Annotated in this window: 9 protein-coding genes; 5 read left to right on the top strand and 4 right to left on the bottom strand. The window is 65.3% G+C overall.

The annotated features are described in order from the left end of the window. The first annotated feature begins 133 nt into the window (after positions 1–133). The 3 genes from ACIHEI_RS30875 to ACIHEI_RS30885 all read left to right on the top strand — a co-directional run bounded on the left by ACIHEI_RS30875 (position 134) and on the right by ACIHEI_RS30885 (position 2,561). Complete coding sequence (locus tag ACIHEI_RS30875) at positions 134–1,090, top strand: helix-turn-helix domain-containing protein (RefSeq protein ID WP_396609017.1); 957 nt, start codon at positions 134–136, stop codon at positions 1,088–1,090. Beyond that, positions 1,087–1,518: a hypothetical protein gene (locus ACIHEI_RS30880; RefSeq protein WP_396609018.1), complete on the top strand. Its 432-nt coding sequence runs from the start codon at positions 1,087–1,089 to the stop codon at positions 1,516–1,518. Before ACIHEI_RS30875 ends, ACIHEI_RS30880 begins: the two co-directional genes overlap by 4 nt. A gap of 209 nt (positions 1,519–1,727) precedes the next feature. Continuing rightward, a complete protein-coding gene (locus ACIHEI_RS30885) occupies positions 1,728–2,561 on the top strand; it encodes an SAM-dependent methyltransferase (protein ID WP_396609019.1) in 834 nt (277 codons plus the stop codon). Here the strand turns inward: ACIHEI_RS30885 and ACIHEI_RS30890 are convergent. Then, entirely contained in the window at positions 2,558–3,517 is a 960-nt protein-coding gene (locus ACIHEI_RS30890; RefSeq protein ID WP_396609020.1) for a helix-turn-helix domain-containing protein, read from the bottom strand. The two genes, ACIHEI_RS30885 and ACIHEI_RS30890, sit on opposite strands and share 4 nt — an antisense overlap. Positions 3,518–3,603: 86 nt before the next feature. After that, complete coding sequence (locus ACIHEI_RS30895; RefSeq protein ID WP_396609021.1) at positions 3,604–3,849, bottom strand: DUF397 domain-containing protein; 246 nt, start codon at positions 3,847–3,849, stop codon at positions 3,604–3,606. Between the two features lie 233 nt (positions 3,850–4,082). Between ACIHEI_RS30895 and ACIHEI_RS30900 the strand changes: the two genes are divergently transcribed. Then, the gene (locus ACIHEI_RS30900) at positions 4,083–4,517 is read left to right on the top strand and encodes a hypothetical protein (RefSeq protein ID WP_396609022.1); all 435 of its coding nucleotides are present in this window, start codon (positions 4,083–4,085) and stop codon (positions 4,515–4,517) included. 1,270 nt (positions 4,518–5,787) lie between these two features. Here the strand turns inward: ACIHEI_RS30900 and ACIHEI_RS30905 are convergent. Further along, positions 5,788–6,480 carry a hypothetical protein gene (locus ACIHEI_RS30905; protein ID WP_396609023.1) on the bottom strand — a complete coding sequence of 231 codons (693 nt, stop codon included), beginning with the start codon at positions 6,478–6,480 and terminating at the stop codon, positions 5,788–5,790. Here ACIHEI_RS30905 and ACIHEI_RS30910 point away from each other — a divergent pair. Further along, positions 6,479–6,835 (top strand): hypothetical protein, encoded by a 357-nt coding sequence (locus tag ACIHEI_RS30910; protein ID WP_396609024.1) that lies wholly within the window; start codon positions 6,479–6,481, stop codon positions 6,833–6,835. The two genes, ACIHEI_RS30905 and ACIHEI_RS30910, sit on opposite strands and share 2 nt — an antisense overlap. A 1,463-nt stretch (positions 6,836–8,298) precedes the next feature. Here the strand turns inward: ACIHEI_RS30910 and ACIHEI_RS30915 are convergent. Then, positions 8,299–14,682 (bottom strand): RHS repeat-associated core domain-containing protein, encoded by a 6,384-nt coding sequence (locus ACIHEI_RS30915; RefSeq protein WP_396609025.1) that lies wholly within the window; start codon positions 14,680–14,682, stop codon positions 8,299–8,301. Between the last annotated feature and the right edge of the window lie 310 nt (positions 14,683–14,992).

Genomic DNA, 14,992 nt, shown 5'->3' on the forward strand with positions numbered 1-14,992 from the left:
GCGGGAGAAAACTAGGCGGGGACGGATGATCACATGGGAGACGGTGCGGTGCGCGGTGTGCGAGCGGCCGTTCCGGCGGGAGCGGGGGCGTCCGGGACGCCCCCGGGTGTATTGCGGGCGCAGGTGCCGTCGCGTGAGCCAGCAGGTACGGGACGCCGCCAAGCGGGAGCCGCGGAAGACCGAGCGATGGGCCAGCCGGATCGCCGAGGACACACTCGCATTGGCCGGCGACATGGTGGAGGCCGAGCACGAGCGGGCCCCGCTGGCGGTGCAGCTGCGCCTGGCACGGGAGTTGGCAGCGGACGTGCAGAACTTCATTGCGGCGGCCGTCCACGACGCCCGTACGGTCGGCCATTCGTGGAAGGCGGTCGGTGAGGCCGCAGGGGTGAGCACCGACACGGCTCGGGGGCGATGGGCCGAAGGGAAGGTGCTTCAGCAGTTGCAGCGCCGTGACCGGCGGCGCGCACCGGCCCCGCACGCGGTGTCGCCGACGTCGGGTGAGCCGGGCGTGCCGCAGGTACGCGCCACCCGGCGTGAACAGCTGGCGTCGGCGCTGGCCACGCTCCACCGCCGAAGCGACGTCACGGTCCAGCGGGCGGCCGAGCTGGCCCACTGCTCGCCGTCCTACGTGTCGAGAGTGATCGTGGGTGAGCGCGTGCCGTCCTGGCCGTTCGTCCACATGCTGGTGACGATCCTTGGCGGGAACCCGGCCGAGATCCGGCTGCTGTGGGAGGGAGCTAGGGGGCTGGCCCCGTCGGGCAGGCTCGCTGTCGGCGATGCCGCCGAGCAACTGCTGGCCGCGCTGCGGGGACTCCACCTTGCGGCCGGCGAGCCGGACCTTGGCGACGAGGAGGCCCGGGCGGTGCTGCGCGGGGACGTCGTGCCCGAGTGGCCAGTGGTAAGCGCCGTCGTTGTCGCCCTCGGGGGACAGCCCGCTGATGTGCGCCCCGTGTGGGAGGACCTCCACTATGCCGCACTGGCGTCCGCTTTCGACGACGCCCTGCCACCTTACGGTGCCTTCCAATGCGCGACGGTGGGCGAGGCCGGGGAGGTGCCCGAGGCGAGCGGGGGCGGGGGGAACGGGCTGTGAACCTGGCGATCGGATACGCCGCATTCGCTCTACATCACCGGGTGCCCTACCAGCGGTACGCAGCGGCACGGCTGAACAGTGACGAACTCGGAGACCTGGTGACCGAGCGCGTGCTGGACGTTTTGTCCCGCCAGTGGCCGAGGGTGGTAGGAAGCGAGAGCCCGGCCGCCGAGGCGTGGGCGTTGCTGCAGCAGGAGGTCGTGGCCGAGCTGGGTCTGCGCGGGAGCTGTCCTGACGTGTTGCACCGCAACCTGGCGCCGGCCGCCGCCGACGTAGCTCTGCTGCACTACCGGCTCGGAATGCGGCTGACGGAGGCGGGCGTGCTCATGGGAATACGCGCTTCATCGGTGGCCGCGCACCTCTTGGCGGCCGAGCGGGCCCTTTCCCCCGCGATCGCACGTGAGCTGACGAGCCATCACCGCCATTGACCGTGGCGCGTTTTTCCCGGACAGCGGGGGGTGGCGCGAGGTTTCGCACCTACGCCACCCCTTCGCTCATGTGCGCCCCTCTGTCACTCCAGGGGTTCAACCGATCGAGTTCCTGACGGCGTGCGACCTGGCGGCCCTCCAACCCGGCTCCCTACGATGGCACTTCGACCGCCGGCTCCACGCTGGCCGAAGGCCGAAGGGGGCGCCGCATGGACAACGAGAGAAAATACGAGGCACGCGATTTCGATCCCGACGAGCCCAGCGTCGCAAGGATGTATGACTACTTGCTGGGCGGAGTCCACCACTACCCTGCCGACCGTGAGGGCGTCGAACAGCTGCTGATGATCGCACCCAGCACAGAGGCCGTTGCAAAGATCAACCGGGCCTTCCTCGGCCGTATCGTCCGCACCTTGGTTGAGGACTACGGCGTGCGGCAGTTCCTGGATCACGGGTCGGGTCTGCCGACGCAGCAGAACGTGCACCAGATCGCGCAGGCGATCCACCCCGACTGCAGGGTCGTCTACATCGACAACGACCCCATGGTGCTGGGAGCGGGCCGCTCACTGCTGGCCGAGAACGACAGGACGGCCGTAATCCATGCGGACATGCGCGAGACCGAGAGGATCTTCGCGGACCCGGAGGTGCAGCGCCTCATCAAGCCCGGGGTCAAGACCGCGGCGCTCTTCGTCTCGGTGCTCCACTGCATCCGCGACGACAGCAACCCGACACCTGCCGAACTCGTCCGCTCCGTCGCGGACAGGCTTCCGCAGGACGCGGAGTGCTACATGGTGATATCGCAACTCGTCAGCGACCGCGCCTATGTCAGGGACGGCATCACCCAGCTCATGGCAGAGCTGACCCATAACACCTGGGGGCAGGTCCGCACGCCGCAGGAAGTGCTCGGCTACTTCGATGGGATGGACGTTCTGCAACCGGGTGTCGTGGAGGTCTCCAGTTGGAGGCCGGCACAGACCGGACTGCGGCCCGTCCAGAAGACCGACGAGTGGATCGAGTACGGGGGGGTGGCACGGCTGCGACGCTAGCTGATCGGCGACCACCGCCAGCCGGAGGACTGTTCGTCGCCGGCCCAGCCGATGGCCTTGTCAATGAGGTCAAGACTGGTCCGGCGGTCGGCGACCTGCATCTTCAACCGATCGAGCAGATAGCGGTACAACTCGACCTCGGAGTCCTTGCTCACGTAGGAGGCGCCGTTCTGTATCTGCTCGACGTACACCACCTCTGCTGGCCCGGCCGGGTCGAAGCTGAGGTAGGTGAAGGCGGTGCGTGGAGGGGTGACCCCGGATTCGACCGGCAGGATGCGGACGTTGACCTGGTCGTCGGACAGCTGCGCATCGCGTAGACGGTGCAACTGGCCGATCAGGACCTCCGCACCGCCGATCCTGCGGTAAAGGACGCTCTCGTCCAGAAGTACCAGCAGCGCTGGCGGTTTCTCGCTGCGCAGGATCCGCTGGCGCTCCATCCGCTGCTCCACGAGGCGCTGGACGTCCTGCAACTGGTTGGAGGCTTTCTTGTAGCGTCCCGCGCGGATGATGGCCTCGGCGTATTCGCGAGTCTGCAGCAGACCCGGAACCACCACGCCCTCCCAGATTTGGATGCGCGCCGCAGCCCGTTCCAGGCCGATCAGTCGTCGGAACCACCCCGGGGTGATGTCCGAGTACTCGCCGGCCCAGGGCGCGGCACTGATGTGCCGCAGCAGTTCCTCGATGTCGGTGATCTCTTCAGAGTTTTGAACGCCGTAGATCCTGACCAGCGACCACACGTCTTCCGCTGCTGGCGTGCACTCTCCCCGCTCCATCCGGCTGATCTTGGAGATAGAAGCCCTAATCGCGGGGGCGATCTCCCGGATGGTCAGCCCGTTGGCTTCGCGCTGGCGGCGCAGGTACGTGCCGAGGACCTTCGCAGCAGCGGCGGGTGGAGCGCCGCCCAGACGGCGGTTCGGCGGATCCGGCAGGCTGCGGACGACCGGGTCGGCGGACATGCGGGACTCCCAGGCAAGCGACAACTGCGGTCACTATGCCACGCGTCGGACTCCCGCATGCCCGCTGTTCTAAAATCCGACCGGCCTCACGCCCCTGCGGGGATCAGGTGATCGAAGGCACCAGACTTGACGCCCTGGGCGAACGCGACGGCCTCCGCACCGGTGAAGACGAGCGCCGGACCGGTGGGGAAGCGGGAGTTGCGAATCGCCAGGCCACCCCCCGGGAGGGGTGCCAACTCCACACAGTCGCCCTGCTCCATGCTCTGCGGCGCTTTCACCCACACTGCGGGGATCGAATCACCGGGAACACCGTTGTCGAAGATTTCAGGCATGTCTGATCTCCGTTCAGCTATGGTATGAATAGCCCACAAGACGCATTCAAGGGGTGGGGATTCGGCCATGCAATCCCATCTGCAATTGCATGCCGGGCGGGGCTGGCGAAATACTAGTGTCCGGCGAATCGAACGCGGTGTCCTCCGAACGGGTGTCGTTCGGGAGCGGCGGGCGCGGGTTGAGATCAGTCCTGCGGGGGAAGACCATCACTGGGCGGCGGGAGAGGGTGCCGATGAGCGAAACCCGCAAAGGCGGAGGGCACCTGTTCGACCTGGGACTGGAAGCCGGGCTCGGTACTCCCCTATTCACGGCCTGCCGCATCCGTCACGAGTCCGCTGCTCTGGCAGACCTGCGCAGATTCATTCATCGGACGCTGGCTTTTTGGGGCCTGGACGCCATGGGCGAAGACACCTCCAGCGTCGCCACTGAACTCGCCCATCGCCTCATACCCGAACCGGGATTCCCCTTTGGTGCCACCACCGGCTGGGTGAGCCTGGCGGTTGTCGGCGGGCCGAACGCCACCCTGCTGTGCGTAGCCAGCGGCCTACCCGGTAAGAGCCCGCAGCCTCCGGCTCCTTCCGCCCACTCTGATCGCATCCTCACCGCGCTCACCCGAAACTGGGCGCACGCAGCTGGCGCGACGTGGGCGCGGCTTCCCCTGCGGTGAGCCATCCCGCATGGTTGCCGCCCCGAGCGCACTGAATCGGAGTCTGTATATTTCCTGCCCCCCTTGGGGATGGTGATGTCGCCGGCCCAGCAGATCCCCGTTGGGGCCATGGGGCGGGCTTGCGCGGCTTGCCCGCACGGGGCCGTGCGGCATGTGCCGAACTCCGCCAATGATCGATCAGTCGCTCGGCCGGATGGTGCCGCTTGCTGCCCGATCGAGCTCTGATGCGACCCCCGAACCGCCCGACACGCGCCCCGGCTGTCGGCGCCGACGCGCAAGTCAGCCGAAACGGCGACGGTTTGCCATGTAACTTCCGGGAAGCTGGGTGTGGGGGCGGCCGGCCGCTCGGTATCGAATTCCAGAGCATGGGTCGCATGCATCTTCGACGCATCATCGTCAAAGGGCCGACGGCGCAGGCCGAGCCGGTCATTGATCGCGGCGGTCACAGAGGTGTTCAGCGGAGCGGCGAGGGCGATAGTGGCCTGGCCGCTGAGCTACTGACAATGATTCAGTGAAGCTCGCTCCGGCCTGGCAATCGGCCAGGCCGGAGCGAAGCGAGGCACTCTCGTGGCCGGAGTGGGGTAGATCAATGGGGCCCGTGAGGTGCTGGCTCCCGGCTTCGTCGAGGGTTGGGCGCAGTCCTGCGAGGCAACCGCGCTCGTAGTAGCACGCTCAAAAGTTGAACTCCCTCTTGATGACGCCGAGTTGAAGGCCGGGTAGGTGGCGCGGCAAGGTGTCAGAGTCCGCGTCAGCGGAAATAGTTCAATCATTCATACGCCTGCGTTCGAATGAATTATTCGCCCTGCTTTCCTGTGATTTGTCTGATCTGAGTGCTGCACTCGGCGCATGATAAGTACACGCACCATCCGTCGGGGGGGCGCGTCCCCCGGACGATGAGGACCAGGACACGATCGTTCAGCGTCTGCTGGACCGCGAGGAAAGCCGGCTTCTGGCCGAGGCCTGGGAGCCGGAGTCGGGCGACGGCTGGCTCGGGCTGGTCTCCGACGCGGGTTTCGTGCGCAAGTGCATGGTGCTGGCGCACTCGGCGCCATTGCACCGGATCGATCAGCGGCAGGCGTGGCAGCAGTTTCCGACCGGCCTGTACGACCCGCGCACGATGGCCCTGGCCGCGCTGGAGGCCGTGGTGAGCCAGCAGGGCATGGAGCGGGAGGCGACGACCGAGGAGGTGGTCGTCTTCCTGGCGGAGCTGGCCCGCAGGGCGGCGCCAGATCGCGACGGTGCGGAGCACGTGGCGGTCGCCCGGTTCGTCCTAAGGGAACTGCTCAACGACAACGGGGCCGCGGAGCAATTCGCCCTCGGCTACAGCGACTACCGCGAGGGTCACAGCCGGGACGAGGTGCTCTTTCGCTACCTCGAAGAGGACATCGGCCTCCGGGGCGAGCCGGTGCTCAAGGCCAGTACCTCCGCCATCAACATGCTGCTGTCCGGGCTCGACCACGACCTCGAGGACCAGCAGGCGGCCTACGACGAGATGCTGCGCCGCCAGGTGTCGACCGGCCGCTGGGGCCGGGCGGAGGAGAGCGCCGCGCAGAGTCTGAAGCTCTCGCTGCTGCTGGCCGAACGCGTCCGGACGGTCCTGGCCGAGACGGAGCGCGACGTGCGGTCGGTCGACTGGTCCGGCCGGGTCGCGGGCCTCCTCGACTCCTCCCGGACGCACTTGACGGAACGCCAGGGCGTCGAGGCCGGCCTGATGGAGCTGATGCGGCAGGCCCGCAACAACATCACCGACGGGGACGTCCGCATGACCTGCGTGCGCATCCTGCGCCTGCTGGAGCGGGCGAACCTGCGCCACACCCAGCTGCTGAAGAGGGTGATCGGCGCCAGGTCCGCCTTCCTGCGGGCGCAGGCAGAGCAGTGCTTCCGGCCGCGGCAAGACCGACGCGCTCTGGCAGGCCATGGTCGCCGTTACCGCCGCTGCCGCATCCGAACGGGCCGCCGCCATGCGGAAAGTGGTCGAGCTGGCCGGCGGCCAGACCGCAGCCGCGCCGATCCTCGGCCTCGACCAGACCACGATCAGCCGCACCCTCGGACGGGAGCGGACCCTCCCTCCGCTCCCGGCAGACGCGGTAGCCGCGTTGAGGGAGCGGATCACGCAACTGCTGGACAGCGGGCCCGTGTTCGCGCCGATGGATGCCGAGACCTTCGCCCACTACCGAGGCGTGCTGGGGCTGGACAGCTCGAAGGCGAAGGCCGTCAAGAACAAGAAGTCCGCCCACAAGGCCAACGGCCTGAGCGGCAGGCCCAAGAAGCCGAAGGGCGCGGGGAAGAAGAAGCCGGGCGGGACATGGCCGCAGTGACGGTGAGCGCCTGCCCTCCGGAGTGCACGCGACAGGGGAGGGCGTGGCACCCCGGAGGGCCGTGCTGGCCGGTCACTGCTCCGCCGGCCGCGTCCGTCCCGCGCGTGTGTGGGGCACCCAGGACGGGGCTCGTCTGCGACTCGTCAGTTCCAGCCGCTGTCGGAATCGGTCACGCCTCCTCCAGACGAGTGCCGGACGGCAGATCTGCCGGCGGTGGGCCGCCCAGTGGGCGAGCGTTGTGCAGACCGTAGACCTCGCCACTGACGCTGTCATGCCAGTATGCCGTGAACGGCCGGGAATCCGCCATCGAAGGAGGCCGCCGACCGGTCGAGTGGCGCCGGTCGGCGGATGGGGTGTCGATCGTCGTGTTGGCCGGCCCAAAAGCCAGCCGGGAGATTCATCCTGCGTGGGAACTTGGGGGCTGACCTGCCCCGCGGTTCATGAAATTAATTCGCAGATCGCCAGAAAAATATCCGGAAGCGATTACACAGGTACCATCCGGATTCGACCATGCCGAGACAGCTACTCCCGTAAGGGACCGGTCAATCAGTTTTCCACTTGCAGCATCCCACTGGTGAAGGATTTCATCCGTATTTGATGCAATTATTCTGCGGGATCCGAAAATGTTAAAAGTGGCCAAGGAGGGGACTCCTGGCGAGAAATCGATAGGCTGGCTGGCGGGTCTTCCGCTGGCGGCATCCCATCTGCAGATTTTTCCGTTCACAAAAGCGGCGATTAGTTGAGATGAGCCATCCTCTAGCCTAACGGACGACATTCGCGTGACAACGGTTTCCTGCCCTCCCGTGAGGGTCCCAAGGAATTTTCCGGTCACCGCGTCCCAGCGGGCGATAGTGCCATTGTCGTCTCCACTGAAAATAATTTGCTGCCCACCTTCGACGTCAACGACTTCGACCGTCTTGACGCTGGTTCGATGGCCAGCCAGGGGAGCGCCAACCATCTGGCCAGTGATGGCGTCCCACCGATAGATGAGATGATCATGACCTGCCCCGACGAACATGGAGCTGCAATTCGGAACCGTGGCAGATCGAATTGACCAGGCCGATAGCGTCTCCAGCCAGCTCGGTCCTAGGATTCTACTCCCCGATGCAACGTCCCAGCAGAATACTCCGTCTTGAGTGGCTGCTGCAATTATGTTTGCCCCACTCGCGCAAATAAGACTCAGTCCATTGACGCCAACGTCGCTCTCGGGGTACTGAACAATCAGGCGGCCAGTGGATGGATCCCATCTGCGAATTCCCCCGCCACCCGCAGATGCAGAAAAAAGCAACAAATCTCCATCGGGTGAACCGCCAAGAAGGATCGGCCAAACGGTGCCCGGATGGGCCTCGCAAACCGTTACTTCCCTTATTTCAATTCCAGATTCCATGCAGCCTCCATAGTCCCAAAGTAATATAGCATCCCATGGTGTCAATTTGCAACACCATGGGATGCTTAATTTCGACTCAGTGCGTGGTTCCTCTATTTCCACCGCCTCTCGTTGTAATCCTCATCATATTGCCTATCTTGAGTGCTGTGCCGACAGCGTTGTTTTCCTTTCTATATTTGTCCATTTCGGCCTTTCCTATGACCTTCCCGTTAATGTATGCTATTGAAGCAGTGTCCTTGTCGATGTTCTTCCCGGTGAATTTCAAGCTAGGATCACCTATGAACTTTGCGAAGTTGTCGGCACACCCCTGCTGGCATGAGTATATGTTCATGATTGCCGTGTTTACGCGGATTAGCCTCCCCTTGAATGTGGACTTTTGCTCAACCTCGTCTTCTCGAAACGCGCTGGCGGCAAATTCGGCATGGCCCCCGGGGTCGCTCTTTGATGCCTCTGGAGCCTTGTAAAGCGTGACGCCGAGATTAGTCAGTGACTTCATTAGGTCGGGCGAGCCCTCTAGGCCGTTCTTACTGACAAACCCCACTGTTCGTGGCACTGTCAAGCCGTTTTCCCACTCCATGTCCACTTGGGTAAGCATGAGCGTGAAATCGCTATTTTTGAAGAAATTCTTCCTCATGTATTCTTCATACACCCTCATTGCTTGGTCGTAGCCGCCGTCGGACTGGTTGATCTGGGCTTGGTTAAATCCCTTTGGGGGATAGTAGAGCTTTGGCGCATTAATTCGAGAATAGCGCGGTGTGCTGGATGATTTTTCGGCCTGCTCCTTGATTTGTTCAAAACTTCCCCCCGAGTAGCCAGATTCGGGGTCCCAAACGACAAGGCCGGTTGGGTCACTGAAAGTTACAGGGTTGCTTTCTGCATAGTTGTAGCCGCTGAGTTGCTGAGCGTCAGTAGGCGTGAAGAGCGGGTCGATGCTGATGAATCGACCCGTTGTGGGGTCGTACTGGCGGGCGCCGAGGCTGGTCAGTCCGGTGTCCTGAGAATCTGGCGCGTTGAGGAATCCTCGGTTGTCGGGCCAGCTGGAGGCGGTGCCGCGCGGGGCGCCGTAGGGGGTGAACTGGCGCCAGGTGGGGGTCTGGCATGTTCGGTCGAGGATCAGGCCGGCGGTGCCGTGCGGGTCCGCGATCTCGAACCGGTAGTTGGTCAGGCTGCCGGTACGGACGAGGTTGCCACCGCCGGGCAGCGGGAGGTAGCGGGTGCCGGAGACGGCACTGGTCCCGGTGTTGAGCGTGAACTGCTGTCCGGGCAGGTAGAGGATCGTGCTTCCCGGGTCCTTCTGAAGCAGGACCTGGCCGCCGGCGTCGTAGATATAGGTGCTGTCGCCTGCCGTGGCGTTTTTGATGGAAGTGAGGAGGCCTGCGTCATCCCAGGTCAGGTTCTGGGTGCCGCTCGCGGCGGTGACGCGCTTGGTGGCGTTGCCCGCGGTGTCGTAGTCGAGGCTGGTGCCGCCAGTGGCGGAGGTCAGGGTGTGGGGCTGGTTCTTTCCGTTCTCGTTGTAGGTGTAGGTGGTGGTGGCATCGGCGCCGTTGGTGGTGGAGTGTTCCACCTGGCTGGTGCGGTTGCCGAGGGCGTCGAAGGCCCAGTCGGTCCAGTAGGCGCCGCCGGTGATCGCGTCGCCGACCTGCGTGTGTGCTGCCTTGGTGGGAGCGGCCGCGCAGGAGTCGGTGGCGGTCCACGCCTGGGTGAGGCGGTCGAGCTGGTCGTAGGTGAAGCACTGCGTCTCGGAGGTCGCACCGAGGCGGGTGGAGACCTGCCGGATGGTGTTGCCGGACTGGTCGTAGTCGTAGTGCTGGCGGTCGACGTCGCTCGGGGCGACCGTGCTGGTGCCCCGCTGGACGAGTTGTTCGTTCAGCCGACCGGTGTGCTTGTCGTAGGAGTTGGTGATGACGCCATATCCGAGTGTGGGACTGCCGATCTGCGACTGCGAGACCCGGCTGTAGGCGTCGTAGTACGTGGCCTGGGTGTACGTGTAGCTGCCGGTGGCGAGCCCGTTCGGCAGGTCGAGATCGGTCTTGTACGTATGCATCACGGTCTCGGCTGGCAGGCCGTTTCCGTTGGGGTAGGTGTCGGTGTAGGGCAGGCCCGCGGTAGTGGTGTACGTGTGCGTGAACGCGTACGACTTGCCGCCGAGCACGGTGCCCTCGGCGTCCGGGATCTTGACCGTCTCACCTAGGGGCGCGCCGAAGACGTTGAAGCCCGAGGACTGCGTCTCGTAGGCGGCGCCGTTGGCGTAGGACGTCACCGTGGTGGTCTGGCCGATGGGGTTGGTCATTCCGGCAACGGCGTTGTTGTCGTTGTCGAACACCCAGGAAGCGGTCCGGGTGGCGTCCGACTGCGCGGTCACCGCGGAGGCGAATGCTCCGGTCTTGCGATTCAGCGCGTCGTAGCTGTAACTGACACTTCTCCCACGCGAATCGGTGGACTGGATCAGGTTGCCTACGGCGTCGTACTTCATCGTGCTGGCACCGGCGTCGGGGTCGTTCTTGCCGGTGACCTGGCCGAGCAGGTTGTACGTGCTGGTCCAGGTGGAGCCGGCGGCGGTGACGGTGTTCTGCCTGCCGTGGCCGTCGAAGCCGTAGGTGATCGCCTGGCTGGTGCCGCCGGTCACCGTGTAGTTGCCGGTGAAGGTGTCGGCCGGCGCGGTCACGGTGGGACGCGCGGTGTAGTCGTCGAGTTCGACGGTGCGGCCGAGCGGGTCGGTGACGGTCGTCTTGACCGTGGCCCCGTCCGGCGGGATCACCGTGGTGCGGTCACCACCGTAAACGGTGACCGTGCTCTCCTTGACCACCGTGCGATCGACCGAATCCACGCGCACAGCACGCCCGAGGCCGTCGTAGGTGGTGAGCTCCTGAGTCGGGACCAACTGGTCCAGGGCATCCGTGGCGAGTGCCATCGTAGAGAGGTGGTCCGGGTCCCAGAAGGCCTTGTTTGCCTTGGTGACCCAGCCGTGGGAGTCGAAGAACGATTCGGTGATCAGTCGGCCGCCCTGCGGGGTCGGCGACTGGGTTTGCCGGACACGGCCGAGGGAGTCGTAGATGGTGAACGAAGTGACGTACTGCAGAGCGTCGTTGAGCTTGTCCGTCGTCGTTCCGGACAGGCCAGTGTTGGAGACGGTGTAGCCGAACTTGAGGTTGGCCGGCTCCGACGTCTTGCGGGACTGCGTCCACACCCCGGTGAGCCGGCCGAGCGCGTCGGACTGGCTGGTGACGTTGATGTTGTTGGCGTCGGTCGCCGACACGGTCAGACCACGAGCCGGTGCCATCGCCGACTTGACGGTCTGGTTCTTGGCGTTGGTGACCGTGGTCCCGGTGGTCAGCCCGACGCTGTTGACGGTGTACGCCGTCGTGGTCGAGCCGCCGTTCGCGTCCTTGATCACGAGCGGACGTCCGTACGTGTCGTACGTGGTGCGCGCTCCGGTCTGCCAGGTGTAGGCACCCCCGGTGTAGTCGGACGCGGTCTGCGTCATGGTGACGTTGCCGACTGTGGGCGCGCTGGTCTGCGGGAACCCGGTCCCGAACTGCGCGTCGTCGTAGAACGTCCGGGTCGCGGACTGCACCTGCGCGGGCCGGTTGACCGTGGCGGGGGCGGTCAGCGTGTTGTAGCCAGCTGGGGCCGAGGCCTTTCCGCCCTCGGTGAAGCCACCGCAGGCCACCGACACCGTCTCCTGCGAGGCGACCAGGCCCACCAGGTTGAGCCCGGTGTTCGCCGGAGCGTAGGTATAGGTGGTGCACCGGTCGTAGGCGGGGTCCGCCGGTACGGTGTGCGAGTAAGTGGCCTTCAGTAGGCCGAAGTTGGCGTCAGCTCGGTCCGAGACGTAGGTACTGTTCGTCTCCGTCGTGCGCCAGGCAGTGGGCTGCACGGAGGTGACGGCCTGTCGGTCGTAGCTCTCGGCCGTCCTCACCGTTCTCGCGGTGAGTGCTGGCAGTCCGGTGCGGTTACGGGTCGCGGCGGCATCGGACACCCAGTACGAGGTGATGGACAGCCGGTCGACCGCGCCGCCGTCGCCCTTGTAGACCGTGCTCTCCAGCACCGCACCCGACAGCTGGTCGCTGTCCGCGTGGGTGGCGCCCTGGGAGTCCGTCAGGGAGACGGACCGGGTGGAGGTGGACGACAGCCAGTCCTCGTCCATGCCGCGGTAGTAGCTGGTCTTCTGCTTGGTCCGACGGTCGCTGGTGCCGTTGCCCACCCAGGTGGTGACGTCGGCGTAGCCGCGGAACTGGCCCCAGGTGCGGTACTTGGCCTGCACGACCTCGTTGTCGTCGTAGTGCCAGGCCGCGCCGCCGCCGTACTCGTAGGAGGTGACTTTGGTGGCTGCCTGGCCGGTCTGGTCGGTCTCCCGGATCTCGGTGACGGCGTATTTCTGGAACCAGTCGGTGACCGGCTCGGTGTAGAACTTCGGCGTCCAGCTCACGGGGTAGCAGGAGTTGGTGTTGGTGGAGGCGTTCGCGGAGGCGACGTAGGCCGCGGTGCACGGGTTCGGCTGGCCATAGCTGATGCCGGTCAGTCCGCCGAGCTCGGAGGTGATCGAGGTCAGGCGGTAGCGGTACATGCCGGGGAAGTCGGTGGTGTTCACCCGGTTCTTCATCGTGGTGCCGCCGAAGACCACGGGCCGGAGCGTGACCGGGCCCGATCCGCCGGCTGTGGTGTCGTTGCCTGTGCGGGTGATCGAGGCCAGCCACAGGGTTGATGAGGTGCCGTCACCGGTCGGCGGCTCGGTCTGCGCCAGGTCATAGGTGTCGACCGCCTCGGGCTTCGAAGTGGCCGTCGAGTACTGCTTGGTGACGATCTGCTTCAGTCGGACGGTCGAGAAGAACGACGGCGATTTCGAGGTGCAGGTCGCACCGCTGTTGCAGACCAGGTCGAACGGCACGTCCGGGTACTGCTCGCCGGCGTTCGAGGACGAGATGGGGTCACAGGCGGCGGCCACGCAGCGCGAGTCGGTGACGAAGTGCACCTGGTCCGGGACGGTGCCGAAGGCGCCATTGTCGAGGAAGCCGTAGTCGATGCGGGACAGGTAGGAGTCGCGGACGTACTTGGTGTTCGACGCGCCCTTGTTCTGCCCGTAGTAGTTGGTGTCCTGCGTGTACCAGTAGGACATGGCCTGGCTGCGGACGTCCTTGACGTAGTCCAGGTGCCACTTGTAGGCCATGGTGCAGGCCGAGGAGTTGAACCCGGCAGCGTTGTAGCACGGGTCGCCCGGGTGCGAGGAGTACACCGGCACCGAGTCGACCGAGTTGGTGACCGGCTTGCCGGAGCTCCAGCCCGGCAGCTGGTTGCGCCCGAAGTAGTACACCGTGCCGGAGCGGTCGGTGACCGTCCAGTAGTCGGTGTTGTAGGTGCCGGTGCCGTTGTTGGAACCGGTGACGTGGCTGATGATCTCGCCGTTGTCGTTCTGTGGCTTCCAGGTGTTCTTCCCGGAGTCCCAGACCAGAGCGGTCGACGAGCCGTTCAGTGAGAGAGTCAGAATCGGCCCTGCGTAGCACTGGTCGTTGGTCTCGGAGGGCGATGCGGTGCCCTCGGGCTTGTCGGCGCAGGAGGTGAAGGTCTGCTCGATGAAGGAGTCCGGGGTCGACCAGCCGTCACCCACCCAGGAGGACTGCGCCTGGGTGGAGGCGGTCTTGCCGTCCACGGACGCCGAGTCGTATGCGAGTCCGACATCGGGCGTCAGCGACGTCGTGGCAGCAGGCGTTTGGATCGGGTACTTATAGGCGAAGGACCCGCCCGCGCTGCCACCTGTCCATGACCCCGCCGGTGACAGTGAGCTGGCAGCGTAGTTGCCCGTAGGGCCGCCGCCTTGGTCGCCGGAGTCGGTCGCGGCCAAGACCTGCGTACCGGACGTTGAGGAGAGTTCGACCTCCGCCGATACGCTGGAGGCTTTGGCGTCCCGCTGGGTCGGGAGCAGGGTCTGCACACGGCAGGACGCCACCTCGGGTGTGGTCAGCGCACAGGCTGGCAGGGTGACGAGTTGGAGGCGGGAGCTGTAGTTTCCGCCGTAGGCCTCGGCGAAGGCCGAGTAGTCGATGCCAACCTGGACCTTGCCCTTGTCAGCGGTGCCGGCCGGTTCGACGGTGAACACCACGCCGGAGATGCCGAGTGTGGCGGACTTCTGGTGGTCCAGCACTGTCACATCGATGTCCGACGGGCCATGGTAGGCACCGCGGTCGAGTTTGGTTGCCTGCAGCCAGACAGGTGTTCCGATGGCGGTCTGCCTGGCGCCGTCGGACTTCTCCGAAGGCACGGCCACCCTGGCGGTGCCCTTGGAAGCCTTGGGCCAAGTCGTGGCACGTGGCGTGTAAGTGTGTTGAGCCCGACTGGGCTGCTGAGTGATCTCGGGCTTGAGGTCCTTGATGCCCTTCACGGCAGCCGTGGAGGGCGTGCTGGGCTTCCATGGTTGGGAACTGTCGGCGGCTTGGGCCGGTGAGGCGATCAGTGCGGAGACCAAGGCGGCCGCCGAGACTCCTCCGGCCCATCTACGGTATTGAACTTGACGTCGCGTCAGATTTGGTTCAAGTCTTTCGACTTGTCGCTTTGCTCTGCGGAGCATGGACTCGGTCACACCTTTGGCGGTTGGCTGCGCGAGGGCAGCACTGACTACCCGGCGTGATGATCATCGCCGGATTTGGCGCTGACTATGACAAGAGCAACCGCTTTGCGTCATCGGCTGTCCGTGCCCCACTCCTCCATTTTGTGAACTCTTTACCTGACTAGTAATCGACATAGACGGACAAATTAGCCGCAAGTGGCCCAATACA

The sequence above is a fragment of the Kitasatospora sp. NPDC051984 genome, from assembly GCF_044593455.1.
In the GTDB taxonomy this organism is placed as follows: Bacteria; Actinomycetota; Actinomycetes; order Streptomycetales; family Streptomycetaceae; genus Kitasatospora.

Bases quoted from the DNA above. Each gene is read 5' to 3' on its own strand.
- ACIHEI_RS30895 (WP_396609021.1), bottom strand. From the start codon at position 3,849: ATGCCTGAAATCTTCGACAACGGTGTTCCCGGTGATTCGATCCCCGCA.
- ACIHEI_RS30905 (WP_396609023.1), bottom strand. From the start codon at position 6,480: ATGGCGGCGGCCCGTTCGGATGCGGCAGCGGCGGTAACGGCGACCATG.
- ACIHEI_RS30890 (WP_396609020.1), bottom strand. From the start codon at position 3,517: ATGTCCGCCGACCCGGTCGTCCGCAGCCTGCCGGATCCGCCGAACCGC.
- ACIHEI_RS30910 (WP_396609024.1), top strand. From the start codon at position 6,479: ATGCGGAAAGTGGTCGAGCTGGCCGGCGGCCAGACCGCAGCCGCGCCG.
- ACIHEI_RS30885 (WP_396609019.1), top strand. From the start codon at position 1,728: ATGGACAACGAGAGAAAATACGAGGCACGCGATTTCGATCCCGACGAG.
- ACIHEI_RS30900 (WP_396609022.1), top strand. From the start codon at position 4,083: ATGAGCGAAACCCGCAAAGGCGGAGGGCACCTGTTCGACCTGGGACTG.